13 protein-coding genes are annotated in these 14,370 nt (G+C 72.4%); 8 read left to right on the top strand and 5 right to left on the bottom strand.

Annotation, left to right across the window (positions count from 1 at the left end; genetic code table 11):
• Nucleotides 1–118: 118 nt before the first annotated feature.
• The 8 genes from ACQPZ4_RS19975 (at nt 119) to ACQPZ4_RS19940 (ending at nt 6,902) form a co-directional block, all read left to right on the top strand.
• A complete protein-coding gene (locus tag ACQPZ4_RS19975) occupies nt 119–1,681 on the top strand; it encodes a type IV secretory system conjugative DNA transfer family protein (RefSeq protein ID WP_433063152.1) in 1,563 nt (520 codons plus the stop codon).
• Nucleotides 1,682–1,696: 15 nt separating this feature from the next.
• Nucleotides 1,697–2,392, top strand: a complete 696-nt coding sequence (locus ACQPZ4_RS19970) for a vWA domain-containing protein (protein WP_433063149.1) — start codon at nt 1,697–1,699, stop codon at nt 2,390–2,392.
• Nucleotides 2,389–3,366 carry a PP2C family serine/threonine-protein phosphatase gene (locus ACQPZ4_RS19965; RefSeq protein ID WP_433063147.1) on the top strand — a complete coding sequence of 326 codons (978 nt, stop codon included), beginning with the start codon at nt 2,389–2,391 and terminating at the stop codon, nt 3,364–3,366. The genes ACQPZ4_RS19970 and ACQPZ4_RS19965 overlap by 4 nt, the downstream gene beginning before the upstream one ends.
• Complete coding sequence (locus ACQPZ4_RS19960; protein ID WP_433063144.1) at nt 3,356–4,813, top strand: hypothetical protein; 1,458 nt, start codon at nt 3,356–3,358, stop codon at nt 4,811–4,813. Before ACQPZ4_RS19965 ends, ACQPZ4_RS19960 begins: the two co-directional genes overlap by 11 nt.
• Nucleotides 4,810–5,337 (top strand): hypothetical protein, encoded by a 528-nt coding sequence (locus ACQPZ4_RS19955; protein ID WP_433063141.1) that lies wholly within the window; start codon nt 4,810–4,812, stop codon nt 5,335–5,337. The genes ACQPZ4_RS19960 and ACQPZ4_RS19955 overlap by 4 nt, the downstream gene beginning before the upstream one ends.
• Nucleotides 5,337–5,678, top strand: a complete 342-nt coding sequence (locus ACQPZ4_RS19950; RefSeq protein WP_433063139.1) for a hypothetical protein — start codon at nt 5,337–5,339, stop codon at nt 5,676–5,678. Before ACQPZ4_RS19955 ends, ACQPZ4_RS19950 begins: the two co-directional genes overlap by 1 nt.
• A 32-nt stretch (nt 5,679–5,710) precedes the next feature.
• Complete coding sequence (locus tag ACQPZ4_RS19945; RefSeq protein ID WP_433063136.1) at nt 5,711–5,977, top strand: hypothetical protein; 267 nt, start codon at nt 5,711–5,713, stop codon at nt 5,975–5,977.
• A 97-nt stretch (nt 5,978–6,074) separates the two neighbouring features.
• Complete coding sequence (locus ACQPZ4_RS19940; protein WP_433063133.1) at nt 6,075–6,902, top strand: hypothetical protein; 828 nt, start codon at nt 6,075–6,077, stop codon at nt 6,900–6,902.
• Nucleotides 6,903–6,914: 12 nt separating this feature from the next.
• Here the strand turns inward: ACQPZ4_RS19940 and ACQPZ4_RS19935 are convergent, their stop codons facing one another.
• The 5 genes from ACQPZ4_RS19935 to ACQPZ4_RS19915 all read right to left on the bottom strand — a co-directional run bounded on the left by ACQPZ4_RS19935 (nt 6,915) and on the right by ACQPZ4_RS19915 (nt 14,338).
• Nucleotides 6,915–7,778: a septum formation family protein gene (locus tag ACQPZ4_RS19935; RefSeq protein WP_433063131.1), complete on the bottom strand. Its 864-nt coding sequence runs from the start codon at nt 7,776–7,778 to the stop codon at nt 6,915–6,917.
• A gap of 102 nt (nt 7,779–7,880) precedes the next feature.
• Entirely contained in the window at nt 7,881–10,100 is a 2,220-nt protein-coding gene (locus ACQPZ4_RS19930; protein WP_433063128.1) for a glycoside hydrolase family 97 catalytic domain-containing protein, read from the bottom strand.
• The gene (locus ACQPZ4_RS19925) at nt 10,097–12,475 is read right to left on the bottom strand and encodes a ricin-type beta-trefoil lectin domain protein (protein WP_433063126.1); all 2,379 of its coding nucleotides are present in this window, start codon (nt 12,473–12,475) and stop codon (nt 10,097–10,099) included. Before ACQPZ4_RS19925 ends, ACQPZ4_RS19930 begins: the two co-directional genes overlap by 4 nt.
• A 97-nt stretch (nt 12,476–12,572) precedes the next feature.
• A complete protein-coding gene (locus ACQPZ4_RS19920; RefSeq protein WP_433063123.1) occupies nt 12,573–13,523 on the bottom strand; it encodes a carbon-nitrogen hydrolase family protein in 951 nt (316 codons plus the stop codon).
• Nucleotides 13,524–13,531: 8 nt separating this feature from the next.
• Complete coding sequence (locus tag ACQPZ4_RS19915) at nt 13,532–14,338, bottom strand: class I SAM-dependent methyltransferase (protein ID WP_433063121.1); 807 nt, start codon at nt 14,336–14,338, stop codon at nt 13,532–13,534.
• Nucleotides 14,339–14,370: the final 32 nt, after the last annotated feature.

Below are 14,370 nucleotides of genomic sequence, written 5' to 3'. Positions count from 1 at the left end.
TTGCCCGACGGCAACGATCACCGCTCCCGGCAGAATGCTCGCCAGTTCAGCGGTGCCGGAGCATCGGCGCAGCTACATACGCTGCCAGGGCTGCTCGACGAGTTTGGAGCGTCCGAGGTTGCCCGACAACGACCCGTTCTACGACCCGATCACCATCGCCTGGAAGCTCACCAAGATGAGCACCCGCGCCATGGTCACCGGGTTCCGGCTGGCGGGCCGGGCCGCGAGCGGCGGGCGCAACCTGTACCAGCGCGGCCGGGTGGCCGGGCAGCTCAACGCCTCCCGGGCGGCGATGGCGACCGGCGTGCTCATGCCCGGCGACCCGCCGCCGGCGCCGAGCGGGCACGCCTTCCTCGACTACCGCGGCATCGCGGGCGACGCCGAGGCGCGGGCCCTGCCGCCCGGCGGCTTCCCCCTCGGCCGGCTGGTCAGCGGCCGGCGCGGGCCGAGCACCCCGGTCGCGGTGCCGTTCGAGGTGCTGCGCCGCCACGCCGCGGTCATCGGGCCCAACGGCAGCGGCAAGACCCGCGGCGTCGTGCTGCCCTGGATCTACGCCGCGCTGAAGGCCGGGCACACCGTCCTCGCCGTCGACGTCAAGGGCGACCTGCTCGACGACGTCGGGCGGTACGCGGCGGCCCACGGCAGGCTCGGCGTCAAGATCGGCAAGTGGGACCTGTCGGACCCCGCCGGCTCGGTCCGCTGGAACTGGCTCGACGAACTCGTCGACGACGGCTCGCTCGACGCCGCCGTCGTGGCCGTCATCGGCCGCGAGAACAAACAGAGCAGCGCCGATCCGTACTTCTACCGCCGCGACGCCGCCCTCCTGCGCGGCCTGCTGCAGCTGCGGCCGCTGCTCGGCGTGCGCAAGCCGGCCGTCGCCGACTTCCTGCGCCTGCTGACCGACCACGCCCGGCTGCACGCCCTGCTGCGCCGCAACCCGGCCCACCCCGGCGCGAGCGAGGTCCTCACCGCGGTCGGCGGCCTCGAGCCCGACGAGCACACCCGGGCCGTGTCCGGCGTCGCGACGGCGCTCGGCCGGCTCACCGGGGCCGGTCTCACCGCGCTCGGCGACACGTCCGCCCGCGGCCAGGGCCTGAGCATGTCCGGCTTCCTCGACAGCGGGGCCCTGCTCGTCGTGACCGCCCCGCTCAGTCACGGCGAGCCCGCCAAGGTCGCATCGGCGCTCGCCCTGAACCTCATCGTGCAGCGGTTGTACGGCCGGTTCGGCCGTACCGCCCGCCAGGTCTTCCTGGTCATCGACGAGGCGCCGCGCATCGTGGACCGGTTCGCGTTCGAGGAGGTGCTGTCGGTCTCCCGCTCGGCGAGCACCTCGGTCGTCGTCGCCGCCCAGGACGTGGCCCAGTTCAAGGACGCCAACGAGCGCTCGGCCATCTTCGGCAACTGCGCCACCCTGGTCACGCTCGCCGGATCGTCGCCGGCCACGGCCGAGCTGGTCCGGCAGCGGCTGGGCACGCACACCGTGCCGGTGATCGCCACCGGTACCGCATCCCAGTCCGCCGGCGGCATGAGCCTCAACCGGTCGATGGTCAGCGTGCCGGTCCTCGGCGACCGCGAGATCACCCAGCCGCCGTTCGGCCCGCGCTGCGCGATCGCCCACATCGCCGCGCTGGACCGCGGCATCACCAACAAGCCACTCGTCGTCGACCTCACGGACAACTGAGCACAGGAGCCACGCATGTTCGAACCTCGGGTGAACCCGGACAACCCCGAGCCGCGCGCCGCGTGCGCGCTGCTGCTCGACACCTCGGCCTCGATGGGCGGCCGCCCGATCGCCGAGCTCAACGCCGGCCTGCAGGTGTTCGCCGACGACATCAAGGAGAACACCCTCGCGCGCAAGCGGGCCGAGGTCTGCGTCGTCACCTTCGGCGGCCGCGCCCAGCGCGTGTCGGAGTTCCAGGAGGCGCAGCACTTCCAGGCCCCGATGCTGACCGCGGGCGGGGCGACCCCGCTGGCCGAGGCCATCCTGCTCGGCCTCAGCGAGATCGAGCAGCAGAAGAACGCGTACAAGCAGAACGGCCTGGAGTACTTCCGGCCGTGGATGGTCATCATGTCCGACGGCACGCCGACCGACAGCGACTCCACGATCCGGCAGGCGGTCGACGCGCTGCGGGCGGCCCAGGCGCGCAAGGCCATCACGGTGTTCCCGATCGGCGTCGGCGACGAGGCGGACATGGCCTTCCTGTCGACGCTGAGCACGGCCCGGCCGGCCGCGGCGATGCGCGACGTCAAGTCGTTCGCGAAGTTCTTCGAGTGGCTGTCGGTCAGCATGGCCCAGGTGTCGGTGAGCAACACGCAGGTCAGCAGCGACGCCGGGCTGGAGCAGTCCGTCCAGGTCGCCCTGCCGCCCACCGACGAGTGGCGCTCGGCGTGACCGACGGCGCTTCTGCCGACGCTGTTGCCGGCGCTCCTGCCGGGGCTTTTGCCGGCGCATCTGCCGACGCTACCGACGGCGCTCTTGCCGGCGCTTCTGCCGACGCTACCGACGGCGCTCTTGCCGACGCTTCTGCCGGCGCGACCGACGGCGCTTTTGCCGGCGCGACCGACGGCGCTTTTGCCGGCGCGACCGACGGTGCGGCGTCCACCGCGACCCACGGCGCGGCCGCCGGAGTGGACCGGGTGTGGACGGTGGTCGGAGGCACGGCCGCCGGCACCTCCCATCTTCGTTCCGGGCTGCCGTGCCAGGACGCCGTCGCGTGGTGGCAGGGGCCGCCGGGAATCGTCGCGGCGCTGGCCGACGGCGCCGGCAGCGCGGCCGCCAGCGAGATCGGGGCGGCCGCCGCCGTGCAGGCCGTCGTCACCGCGTTCGAGCACCTCGGCGGCCGGGGCCGGCCCGGCGGGCCGCGGCTCGTGCAGGTCCTGCTGCGCGCCGCCCGGTTCGCGGTCCTGCGCGCGGCCGCGGAGCACGACCGGCCACCCCGCGACCTGGCCTGCACCCTCGCCGTCCTGGTGGCCGGGCCGGACGGGGTGCACGCCGGGCAGATCGGCGACGGCGTGGTCGTGGCCCGCACCGCCGCCGGGCTGGACATCGCGGCGCCGCCGTTGCGCGGGGAGTACGCGAACGAGTCGACGTTCCTCACCACCGGCCCGGCGCTGCCGGAGATCGAGATCACCTCGCGGCCCGGGTCCGACGTCGACGCGTTCGCCCTGTCCAGCGACGGCCTGCGGCTGCTCATCACGCACGCCGGCGGGCGGCCCTACGAGCCGTTCTTCGCCGACGTGTTCGAGCAGATCGCCGCCGGCGCCACGGAGGAGCATCTGCGGCGCTTCCTCGGCGAGGTCGACGACCGTACCGGCGACGACAAGAGCCTGATCGCGGCGGTCCGCGCGGTGCCCGATGGCCGCTGACCACCCCTCGCTCGCCGAGGTCAACGCGACCCGGCGGGCCGGCGGCGGACGCATCCACGCGACCCGCTTCATCGCGTCCGGCGGCGAGGGCTGGGTCTACGAGCTCGCCGACGGAACCGCCCTGAAGTGGTACCGGCCGAAGGTGCTCAACGAGCGCGGCCCGGAACGGTTCGCGAAGCTCACCACCATGGTCGTCAACCCGCCGCGGGACCCCACGGCGAACCTCGGGCACGCCACCATCGCCTGGCCGACCGACATCGTGGTGACCCACGCCGGCGAGTTCCGCGGCTTCGTCATGCCGCTGCTGGACCGCTCCCGCAGCGTCGAGCTGCACCAGATCGTCAACCCGTCCGACCGGCGCAGCCCCAACCGCGACCCGGACTGGCTCGGCGCCTTCGAGGACTGGGAGCGGCTGCTGCAGACCGCGATGAACCTCGCCGGCGTGACGGCCGCCCTGCACGAGGCCGGCTACGTCATCGGCGACTTCAACGAGAGCAACGTCCTCGTCGACGACCGGGCCCTGGTCACCGTCATCGACTGCGACTCGTTGCAGGTCCCGTCGGCCAACGGCGCGCCGTTCCTGAGCCTGGTCGGCAAGCCGGAGTACCAGGCGCCCGAGGTGACCTCGTTCAAGCTGCCGCGCACGACGCAGTCGGACGGGTACGCGCTCGCCGTGCTCATCTTCATGCTCCTCATGGAGGGCAAGCACCCGTTCGCCGGCGTCTGGCACGGCGTGGGCGAGAAGCCGTCCCCGCGCGAGCTGGCCCACCGCGGCCTGTACTTCGCCTCGGGCGACCCGACGCTCACCGCCCCGACCCGCACCCCGGACACCGCGCTGCTGCCGGCCGAGCTGCAGCTGCTGTTCCGGCGGGCGTTCGCGGAGGGCGCCCGCAACCCGCGGACCCGGCCGACGGCCGCGGAGTGGCGTACCGCGCTGGACGGGGTGCGCCGGACGCTGACCCGGTGCCAGGTCAACCGCGCGCACAGCTACCCGGGCCACCTGACGTGGTGCCCGTGGTGCCGCCTCGACGCCGAGCGGAACAGCACGGGTTCGTTCAGCACGTCGCGGTCCACCAGCACGTCGCAGTCCTACAGCACGTCGCAGTCCTACAGCACTGGCTCCTACAGCACTGGCTCCTACAGCACTGGCTCCTACAGCAGCCCATCGCCGACCTACAGCGCTCCCCAGCCGTCGACACCGATCGCGGCACCGGCCGACAACAGCGTGCTCATCATGTCGGTGGTCTCCTTCGCGGCCAACTGCTGCTGCCCGATCATCTCGATCGTGGTGGCCGTCCTCGCCCTGCGCCGGGCCCGCCAGTTCGGCGGATCGGAGCTGCTGCCGAAGATCGCCCTCGGCGTCGGCATCGTCTTCACGCTGTTCCTGCTCTGCTCGTACGGCGTCGGCGCCCTCAACGACACCGGCACCACGGGGAGCACACCATGACCGACCCGGTGCTGCTCCCTGTCGGCTTCGGCCTCGGCATCTGGACCCCGGCCGACGAGCCCGAGTACTGCATCCGCCTCGGCGGCGAGGTCATCGCTGTCTCCCCCGCCGAGTACGACCTGTGGTGGCAGAGCCGCTTCCACCCCACCGCCGGCGAACTGCTCGACCAGGCCCGCGCCGACGGCGTCTCCAGCCCGGGCACGGCCGTCGAGGGACTGTTCGCCGCCGGCCTGCTCGCCGAGCCCGACACCGCGTTCGCCGCCGCCCACCGCCTCGTGACCACCGGCCTCGGCGGCGGCTACGACGAACAGTCCGCCGACGGCCTGCTCGGCATCGGCGACGCCACCGGCCGCCCGCTGGTGCGCGTCGACCCGGCGACGTACCTGTTCTGGGCCCTGAGCGACGGCACGGTCAGCCTCGCCGACGCCACGCAGGCGGCCCACCTCGACCCGGGCGCCGTCTGGCCGGCGCTGGCCGGTCTGCTCGAGGTCGGCGCCGGCTACCTCGATCGGATGGTGCCCTGATGCGCCGGTACCGCCTCGCCGCCTTCGCCGCCGGCCGCGCCTCCGACACCGCCCGGGCCGGCGAGTACCTCTCCTACGCCGTGGCCGCCGGCGCCGCGACCCGCGACCCGCGCGTGGCGGCGCCGGCGTTCCTGGCCGCCGTCTCCCTCCGCCGGGTCGCCGACACCGCGGCGGCCGCCCAGAAACGCTTCCGCGACCGCGACCTGCAACAGGCCCGCACCGCCGTCCTCCAGGCGCAGCGCGACCGCATCCGCCAGCAGCAGCAACAACGCACGGAACCGCCGCGCCCGGAACCGCCGGAACGCCGCCGCGACGACCGCCAGCGCCCCGAACGCCGCTGAGACCGCACGCATCGAGACCGGAAGGGACGACCATGACCGATCATTGGAGCCGGCTGGAGGAACAGACCCGCCGCCAGAACGAGCAGCATCGCAAGGACCAGGCCGACTACATCCGCCGCTTCGGAGGCGGGGCCAAGGTCCCGAAGACCCCGAAGCAGTACCCCGGACTGAACGACCCGCCGCCGGGAAAGGCCAAGTTCGCCGCCTACGCGATCGCCTTCGTGTTCCTGCTCCTGCTGCTCGTCACCATCTGCGGCGCCACCGTCTACGTGTTCTTCAACCGGATGCCGCACCCGTGAGCGAGGTGGCCGGACGGCCGCCCCGCCGCCGACCCTCCCCGGCGGCACACTAACCTGACCCAGCCCGCGCTACCCCCACTGCACAACGGTTGGTGTCATGTCTCGTCTCGCCGCCCGCTGGCGCCTCGTTGCCGCGGTCCCCGTCCTCGCCGTCACCGGCTGGTTGGCCGTCACCACGAATCCCGTGCCGCTGACGACGATCCTCGTCGGCGTCCTGCTGGCCGCCGCGGTCCTCGTCGCCACGGCCCTGGCACCCGGCTGGCGCTCCGGGGTCCCGATCACCGCGCTGCTGCTGGCCGCGCTCGTCGCGCTCGTGCTCGTCTCGGAGCACCGGCCCGGCTCGCTCCGGCCGCCGCAGACCGACTGGGTGTTCCCGTTCCTGGGTGCGGCCCTCGCCGGCTGGGTCGCCGCGTTCGCCGTACGGATCGTGCGGGCCCCGGCCGACAAACGGCCGAAGCTGCTCGCCGCCGCCGGTGGCGCCGCGGTCGTCCTGGCCTGTCTCGGCGCCGTCATCGCCGGCGGCCCGGGCGGCGTGCGCCCCGGCAACGGCGGGGACATCGGCATCGACCGCGCCGACTTCCCGCCCCTGGCCGCCCCGCCCGCCCGCCGGGTCGGCACCGACTGCGAGACCGGCACCGGCGTCTGCACCGAGCAGATCCTGATCTCCGGCCCGGCCGACGCCGTGACCGAACAGCTCGCCCAGCAGCTGCGGGCCAAAGGCTGGCCGATGACCCTCGGCGCCGACGACCACCTCTACACCGGCTGCCGCCCCATCCGCGGCGTGCTGAACTGGGTCGACCAGGCCTGCGCGACCATCGCCCCCGCCGACCAGTACGACTGGTCGGGCGACCTTCAGCCGCCCGACGACGCCGTCGTCCTCACCTTCGCCGCGACGCCCGGCGACCTCCCGCCCCATCCGGCCTGACGACGAGCCGGTTCATGAGCCCAGGGTGCCGGTGAACCGGGCGGTGTCGCTGCCGATCAGACAGGTGACTTTGCGGTCGTCGTGCTCCCGCCACGTGGCGCGGCTGGGGTAGAGGCCGTAGAGCTCGACCTTGTCGTCGTCGATGGCCTTGGCCGAGAAGCCCGCGAGCCGCTCGTTGCACCCGTTCTCGGCGAGCTTCCCCACCGCGTCCTCGCCCGGGTACGAGTCGCTGTCGGCGACGTCGAAGGTCGCGAAGACCTCCCATCCGTGCTCCTGGCTGCACGGCATCCCGGTGACGGACAGGGCGTTCGCGGGCCACGGCAGTTTGTCGATGCAGTCCCCGGCGCGCAGCTCGTCGATGGAGACGTCCCCGGCCTCCACGATCGCCCCGCCGGGGCCGCGGTCGGCCCCGCTCTGCAGGACCGCGATGAAGAGGCCGCCGAACACGAGCGCCCAGAAGGCGGACAGGCCGAGCGCGGTGTAGGCGAGCTTCTTGCCCTTCTGCCCCCCGCTCGCGATCTGCCTGAGGGCCACGATGGCGAAGACGACGCTGATCAGGATGAAGCCGATGGCCCCGAAGATGACGGCGACGATGGCGGCCTGGTTCGTCCGCGGTTCGGGGCGAGGCGGCGGATATCCGTGAAAAGTCCCGTATCCCGGAACCGCAGGCGCGACCGGATGGCCCGGGGGCGGCGGATACCCGGGATTGCCCGGAACGACCGGATGGCCCGGGGGCGGCGGATACCCGGGATTGCCCGGAGCGACCGGGTAGGCCGGAGCGTCCGGATAGCCCGCGGGCGGCGGCGGGGGAAAGTCGGGCCGGCGGGAGTACTGCGGGTAGTGCGGATACTGCAGCGGCTGGGGTTGCTGGCTCACAATGGCGTCCCTCCCTGGACTGCCCGTGAGAATCGTGCGCGCCGTCCGGGAAGTCAAGCGGCGGGCCGGGCGGCGATCGCCCGGCCCGCCGCGAGTGCCGGATCAGGCGTGGTTCCACCGCTGGTTGCTGCCGCCGTTGCACGACCAGATCTCCAGCAGGGTGCCGTTGGCGGTGCCGTTCGCCGTCGCGTCGAGGCACTTGCCCGAGCCGACGCCGACCACGGTGCCGTCGGCGTTGACGTTCCACTGCTGGTTGGTCTGGCCGTTGCAGTCCCAGATCTGGACGGCGGCCCCACTCTGCGCGCCGGCGCCGGCGACATCGAGGCACTTCGTCCCGCCGTACAGCTGCAGCTGTTTCGACGCGCTCAGTGTGAAGGCCTGGTTGGCGCCGCCGTTGCAGTCCCACAGCGCCAGTTGCGTGCCGCTGGTCTGCACCGCGCCGGGGACGTCGGCGCAGCGGCCGGATTGGGTGCCGCGCAAGGAGAAGGACACCGGTCTGGTACCGCACGTGCTCATGCCGGCGCTGTAGGGGCACACCACCGTCGCGAAACCGCCGCGGGTCGCCTCGGCGACGCTGAGGGTGTCCGCGTTCGTGACCACCCGCGTCTCGCGCACCAGGCCCGAGGTGCCGTCGCGGACGGTCTCGGCCAGGTACTGCCCGCCGCCGAGGAACGACAGCGGCGTGGTGAAGGTCTTCGCGTTCAGCGCCGAGATGCCGCCGATGAACCAGCGGGTGCCGCTGCGGCGGGCGAGGTACGCCTCCTGGCCCGGGCGCCCGCCGAGCAGCCGGGTCTCGTCCCAGGCGGTCGGCAGCTGGTCGAGGATCCGCAGCGCCTCGGGGTGGGCGTCGTAGCTCTGTGGGTTGTCGGCCAGGTGCTGCCAGCCGGACTCGAACACGATCGAGGTGCCCAGTTCGTGGCCGTCCGTGGTGTCGCGGTTGGCCAGGCTGAACACGACCGGCGTGAAGTCCATGCTCGCGATCGCGTTGCGGGTGAACGGCAGGATGGTGTTGAAGTCGGCCCGCAGGTACTGTTCGGCGCCGAACACCGCCTCGGCCGTCATGACGTGCGGCCAGGTGCGCTGCAGGCCGCGCGGGGTGGCGGCGCCGTGGAAGTTCACCATCAGCTGCAGCTGGGCGGTGCGGGCCAGGATGGCGTCGTACCACTGCAGCGTCGGCTGGGTGTCCTCGTAGATGAAGTCGACCTTGACCCCGGCCACGCCCCAGCCCTTGATGAGCGGCAGCCAGTTCTCCCGCTGCGCGGACGTCTTCAGGTCGGCGGAGTTGAACCAGAGGATGACGCCGACGCCCTTGGACTTCGCGTACGTCACGACGGACGGCACCCAGCTGGAGGACCAGCCCTCGTCGATGAGCACGGAGCTCCAGCCGTTGCGGGCGGCGAAGTCGACGTACTGGCGCTGCCGGCCCTCGTCCGACGGGCTCGCGTGCTCGGTCAGCCACGACCAGGCGACGGTGCCCGGCTTCACCCACGAGGTGTCGGCCACTTTGGACGGTGCCGCGAGGTCGTCGACGATCGTCGAGGTGGTCACGGTGGCCAGGTCGCCGACGGCGGCGGTGCGCCACGGCGTGCTCAGCGGCAGCGTGCCGGAAATGCCACCGGCCAAGGCGAGATTGTACGTCCCTGAGCCCGCGGCATGCGTGAGGTACGAGGCGGCGTAGCGGCCGTCGAGGTCGGTTTCGGCGACGAGCGCGAAGCGGCCACCGGCCTCAAATAGGGCCGGGATCCTGTAATTGTTGCCGGTCGGCGCGCCGCCGGCGGTGGTCTGGATCCAGCGGCCCTGGTCCTCGGCCTGCGGCGGGGCCAGCCACGCGTTCGAGGTGGACGGCACGGTCCACGACGACGCCTCGCGGCTGATCGTCACCGCGCCGCTGCCCGGCAGCACGTACCGGTAGGCGGCGCCGGTGTTCGACGCCCGCACGACCACGTCGAGGCGGGCGCCGCCGGTGCCGGTGAAGGACAGCGTCGACTCGTTGTAGGTGGTGCTGCGGGCGCGCTGCTTGCCGGTCGCCATGGTGTACGCCTCGGTGACGGTCCGGTCCGTGCGCGCCGTGAACGTCAGGTTGCGGGTCAGGTCGGCGGCGGTGGTGGCGATGCCGATCGGCGAGGGTGACAGCACCGTCTGCCCGCCGTTGGATATTGCGAAGGTGAGGGTGCCGTTGTCCAGGCTGATCTGCGCGGCGGTGGTGCCCGCGGACGGGCCGGTGACCGTCCACGTGGTGGCCGCGGCGGCGGTGCCCGCGAACGCGAACACCGCGGTGGCCGGGAGCAGCAGCAGGGCCGCCGCGAGGGTCGGGATTCTCATGAGCGCGCCCACTTCTGGTTGTCGCCGCCGTTGCAGGTCCAGATTTCGAGGAGGGTGCCGTTGGCGGTGCCGGCGCCCGTCGCGTCGAGGCACTTGCCGGAGCCGACGCCGACGACGGTGCCGTCGGGGTTGACGTTCCACTGCTGGTTCGTCCCGCCGTTGCAGTCCCAGATCTGCACCGCGGCGCCGTCGGCGGTCGACGCGCCGTTCACGTCGAGGCACTTCGTGCCGTACACCTGCAGCTGTTTGGATGCAGTGGAGGTGAAGGTCTGGTTGGCGCCGCCGTTGCAGTCCCACAGGGCGAGCTGGGTGCCGTTGGTCTGCGACAGGGCGGGGACGTCGGCGCACCGGCCGGAGCCGACGCCGCGCAGGACGCTCAGCGTGGGGCCGGCGTTGGCGGTCACGCTGAGGTTGTCGAACTGGTCGGTCTGGTAGCCCACAACGCCGACGCCGGCCTGGCCGCTGCCGTAGGTGAAGTCGTTGGCCGTACCGACGGTGGTGCCGTCGATCGCCGCCGTGATCTGCCCGCCGGAGAAGCCGAGTTTGAGGGTGTGCCAGGTGTTGAGGCCGAGCGCGGCGCGGGTGCCGGAGGCCAGGGTGGTGTCCGTGTTGGTGTTGCTGTGCCGCACGATCGACCACGCGCCGGTGTTGGACACCCGCAGCTGGTAGGCGGCCTGCCGGTTCTGCGGCCGGTTCTGGATGTTCGCCCGGCCGAGCAGGGTGACCGTGCCGGCCTGCTGCAGGTTCACGTCGAGGCTGACGGTGTAGTTGGTCCAGCCGGGGTCACCGAAAAGCGTGAAGGCGTCGCTGTCGTCCTGCCAGTTGATCGGCCGTTGCGGCGCGACCTGCTGCAGGCAGGTGCCGGACCGGCCGGCCGCGCAGGCGCGGGTCTCGAACGAGCCCTGCATGTCCTCGGTGTACTTCGGCAGTTTGCGCACGGCGTAGCCGTCGAAGGTGTCGGCGTACGGCAGCGCCAGGCCGTGTGCCGCGGGGCCGGCCGCGGTGCCCTTGCCCTGCCCGCTGGTCGTGCTCAGCGTGTAGATGCGGTTCGGTTGCAGGGTCAGGCTGTAGGCGCCGCCGGACGGGGTGATGTCGGCCTGCCGGACGAACCAGTCGGCGGGGTTCGCGGAGCCCATGTCGGTCGACCACACGTGTACCGTGCCGGTGCTGAGCCCGCCGGAGACGGTGACGTTGATCGTCTGCGGGGCGGTGGTGCCGCTGGTCTCGTACACCGTGCTGTAGTCGGTGTTGTTCGTCGACTTCAGCGACACGTAGCTGCCGTTGGCCCGGTTGCCGCCGAGGTAGCCGCTGGCCGAGGAGTTGAGGTACTTCCAGCCGGGCTGCGTGAACTGCGTGTAGTGCGCGCTGGCCCACAGGTTCTTCCCGACCCGGTAGGCGCCCGACCACGGCGAGCCCGCGTCCATGAGGCCGACGGTGGCGTAGGGCAGGTTCGGCGTGATGGCGGCGATGAGCGGCCAGTTCATGTAGCCGGAGATCTCCGCGTCGAGGTAGCCGCGGTTGAGCGTGCGGATGAACGGCACCACGCCCGACATGTCGTCCTGGGAGCCGAACTCGCTGGCCCACAACGGTTTGCCGCTGCTGCGGGCGTTGGCTGTCGTGCTGCAGGAGTCGGCCTGCGACAGGTACCCGCAGACGTAGTGGTTGCCGAGGACCCCGACCGCGTTCTTCAGCGCCGGGTCGGCGGCGAACTCGTCGGCCATCCCCCAGCCGCTGTCGTCGCCGACGATCTGCACCGCGCCGAAGCCCGCGTTGGTGAGGCCGGTGCGCAGGTTCTTGTACCAGCCGCTGTCGTGGCCGCGCTCGTTCCAGCCGCCGAGGTAGTTGACGGTGATGCCGTGGCCCTTCGCGCAGTTGAGCCACGCGATGTCGTAGTCGATCATGTCCTGGGACCAGAAGTTGCCGCCGCCGATCCAGCCCGGTGCGGCCCACGGCAGGGCGACGATGCGGATGCCGGGGTTGCGGGCCAGGGCCTGCTCGCCGAGCCAGAACTCGTAGCCGGCGTCGCAGTTGATGTCGCCGCGGACGTGTTCGTGGCTGGGCTCGGAGCCGTCGGTCGAGTTGGCGTCGCCGCCGATTTCAAGCTTCAGCAGCTGTACGGCCGCTCCGTACCCGGGCTTGAACAGGTAGTCGAGGATCTGGCTGCGCTGCGGTTCGGGGTAGTCGACGAGCAGGCGCGAGTTGCCGCCCCCGCCGCTGATCGCGCCGACGCCGTCGAACGTGCGCCCGGCGATGCCGCCGTTGACGTTGATCGTGGTGGTGGCGGCCGCGGCGGGTCCGGCGGTGCTGCCGATGAGGGCGGTGGCCAGCAGACTCGTCGCCGCGAGGGCGACGAGTCCGCGACGGGCATGGTGCATGGAGCTCTCCTTCACGTCTGGCGGAACGATGGGAGGCCTTGATCGAACATGTTCGATAGCGTTTGATTGTGAGGGTGGCCGCTCCCGTACAGTTTTGTCAAGAACTGACACGAGCGGGCCGGGCGGCCTGCGTGCGGGAGACGACGTGCGGCTTCGGCCGGTCGTCCACGACGAGCCGGAAGATGTCCGGGCGGTTGTAGTGCCCGACCGGGTCGAACAGCCGCCGGCGCGCGCGGGCGGCGTCCAGGTCCAGCTCCGCGTACAGGATGCCCTCCTCGCGGACGAGGGGGCCCGCGAGCACCGTGCCGCTGGGGTCGACGATCACCGAGTAGCCGTCGAGCATCCAGTCGCCGCGCTCCGGCGTGTCCCGCCACAGCCGGTCGCGGTCGGGGATGCCGGCCGGGACCTCGGAGAAGCGCGCCGCCGGGGCGACCCCGATGACGTGACACGCACCCTCCCGGGCGATGTGCCGCATCGCCGCCACCCACGGCTCGTGGGTGGCCAGGGTCGGCGCGATCCACACCTCGACGCCCTGCGCGTAGACGGCGAAGCGGGCCAGCGGCATGAAGTTCTCCCAGCAGATCAGGCCGCCGATCCGGCCGATCGCCGTCTGGTGCACCTGCAGGTCCGAGCCGTCGCCCATGCCCCACACCAGGCGCTCCGCGTGGGTCGGCACGAGCTTGCGGTGCTTGCCGAGGAGGCGGCCGTCGGGTCCGATGTAGACGGTGGTGTTGTAGACGGTGCCGCCGTGCTCCTCCCGCTCGTTGACGCCGATGACGAGGTGGACCCCGGCGTCGCGGGCCATCCGGCCGAGACGGTCGGTGACCGGGCCCGGGACGACCACCGACTGCTCGAGCAGGCGCACGTACCAGGCGGCGTCCTCGCCGGGCAGCACCTCGTCGACCCACGCCGGCCACGCGGGCAGGAACGCTTCGGGGAAGGCCACGAGCCGCGCGCCCTGACCCGCCGCCTCGGCCACGAGGGCAGCCGCCTTGTCGAGGCTCGCCGCGAGGTCGAGAAAGACCGGCGCGGTCTGAACTGCGGCCACTTTCACGTTCATCGCGCACCCGGCTTGCGGACGACGGCCTCGAGGTAGTCCATGCGCAGCACCAGCGTCGCGTCGTCGGAGACGTCGTACTCCTTGACCGTCTCCGCCATCTCGCGCCGCAGCTGGGCCGCGCCGGCTGCGTCGAGCGTGGCGAGGGCCCGGTTGGCCGGGCCGTAGCAGTCGGCGAAGAAGTCCGCCTGGTGCTCGGCGGACAGGAAGCGCCAGTGGAAGGAGCGCCGGGGCGCCTCGATGGTGACGTGCGGGCCGAACAGCTCGCGCAGGCGCGCCTCGTCGCCCCACTCGACCGGCGGCCGCAGACCCGGCGGCGGCGGGACGTGCCGGCCGATGGTCCGGAAGAGCGCGCCGACGTAGCTGTCCGGGGTCCAGTTCACCATCGCGACGCGGCCGCCGGGACGGCACACCCGCAGCAGTTCGCGGGCCGTCTGCTGCTGGTCGGGGGCGAACATCGCGCCGCAGGTCGACAGCACGGCGTCGAAGGAGCCGTCGGGGAAGGGCAGGTCCTCGGCGTCGGCCTCCTGGAACGTCGCCGCGAGCCCCTCGGCGGCGGCGCGCAGGCGGGCGCGTTCGAGCAGGGACGGTACGTAGTCGACGCCGGTGACCTGGCAGAACCGGCGGGCGGCGGCGATGGCCGCGTTGCCGCTGCCGCAGGCGACGTCCAGCACGCGCTCGCCGGCGCGCAGGTCGGCCGCCTCGCAGAGCAGTTCGGCGGTGAGCGGGAATCGGGCCCCGACGGCGGCGTAGTCGCCGGACGCCCAGGCGGTCTGCTGACGCTGTTTGATGATGGTGGTGTCCATGGGCGCAACGCTATGAACCGGCCGGTGCGGGC

It is taken from the genome of Dactylosporangium sp. CS-033363 (assembly GCF_050942475.1).
GTDB lineage: Bacteria > Actinomycetota > Actinomycetes > Mycobacteriales > Micromonosporaceae > Dactylosporangium.
This window is presented reverse-complemented; position numbering and strand designations above follow the sequence as displayed.

Coding starts and splice junctions, on each gene's coding strand:
- ACQPZ4_RS19970 (WP_433063149.1), top strand. CDS start 1,697: ATGTTCGAACCTCGGGTGAACCCGGACAACCCCGAGCCGCGCGCCGCG.
- ACQPZ4_RS19960 (WP_433063144.1), top strand. CDS start 3,356: ATGGCCGCTGACCACCCCTCGCTCGCCGAGGTCAACGCGACCCGGCGG.
- ACQPZ4_RS19955 (WP_433063141.1), top strand. CDS start 4,810: ATGACCGACCCGGTGCTGCTCCCTGTCGGCTTCGGCCTCGGCATCTGG.
- ACQPZ4_RS19950 (WP_433063139.1), top strand. CDS start 5,337: ATGCGCCGGTACCGCCTCGCCGCCTTCGCCGCCGGCCGCGCCTCCGAC.
- ACQPZ4_RS19945 (WP_433063136.1), top strand. CDS start 5,711: ATGACCGATCATTGGAGCCGGCTGGAGGAACAGACCCGCCGCCAGAAC.
- ACQPZ4_RS19940 (WP_433063133.1), top strand. CDS start 6,075: ATGTCTCGTCTCGCCGCCCGCTGGCGCCTCGTTGCCGCGGTCCCCGTC.
- ACQPZ4_RS19930 (WP_433063128.1), bottom strand. CDS start 10,100: ATGAGAATCCCGACCCTCGCGGCGGCCCTGCTGCTGCTCCCGGCCACC.
- ACQPZ4_RS19925 (WP_433063126.1), bottom strand. CDS start 12,475: ATGCACCATGCCCGTCGCGGACTCGTCGCCCTCGCGGCGACGAGTCTG.
- ACQPZ4_RS19915 (WP_433063121.1), bottom strand. CDS start 14,338: ATGGACACCACCATCATCAAACAGCGTCAGCAGACCGCCTGGGCGTCC.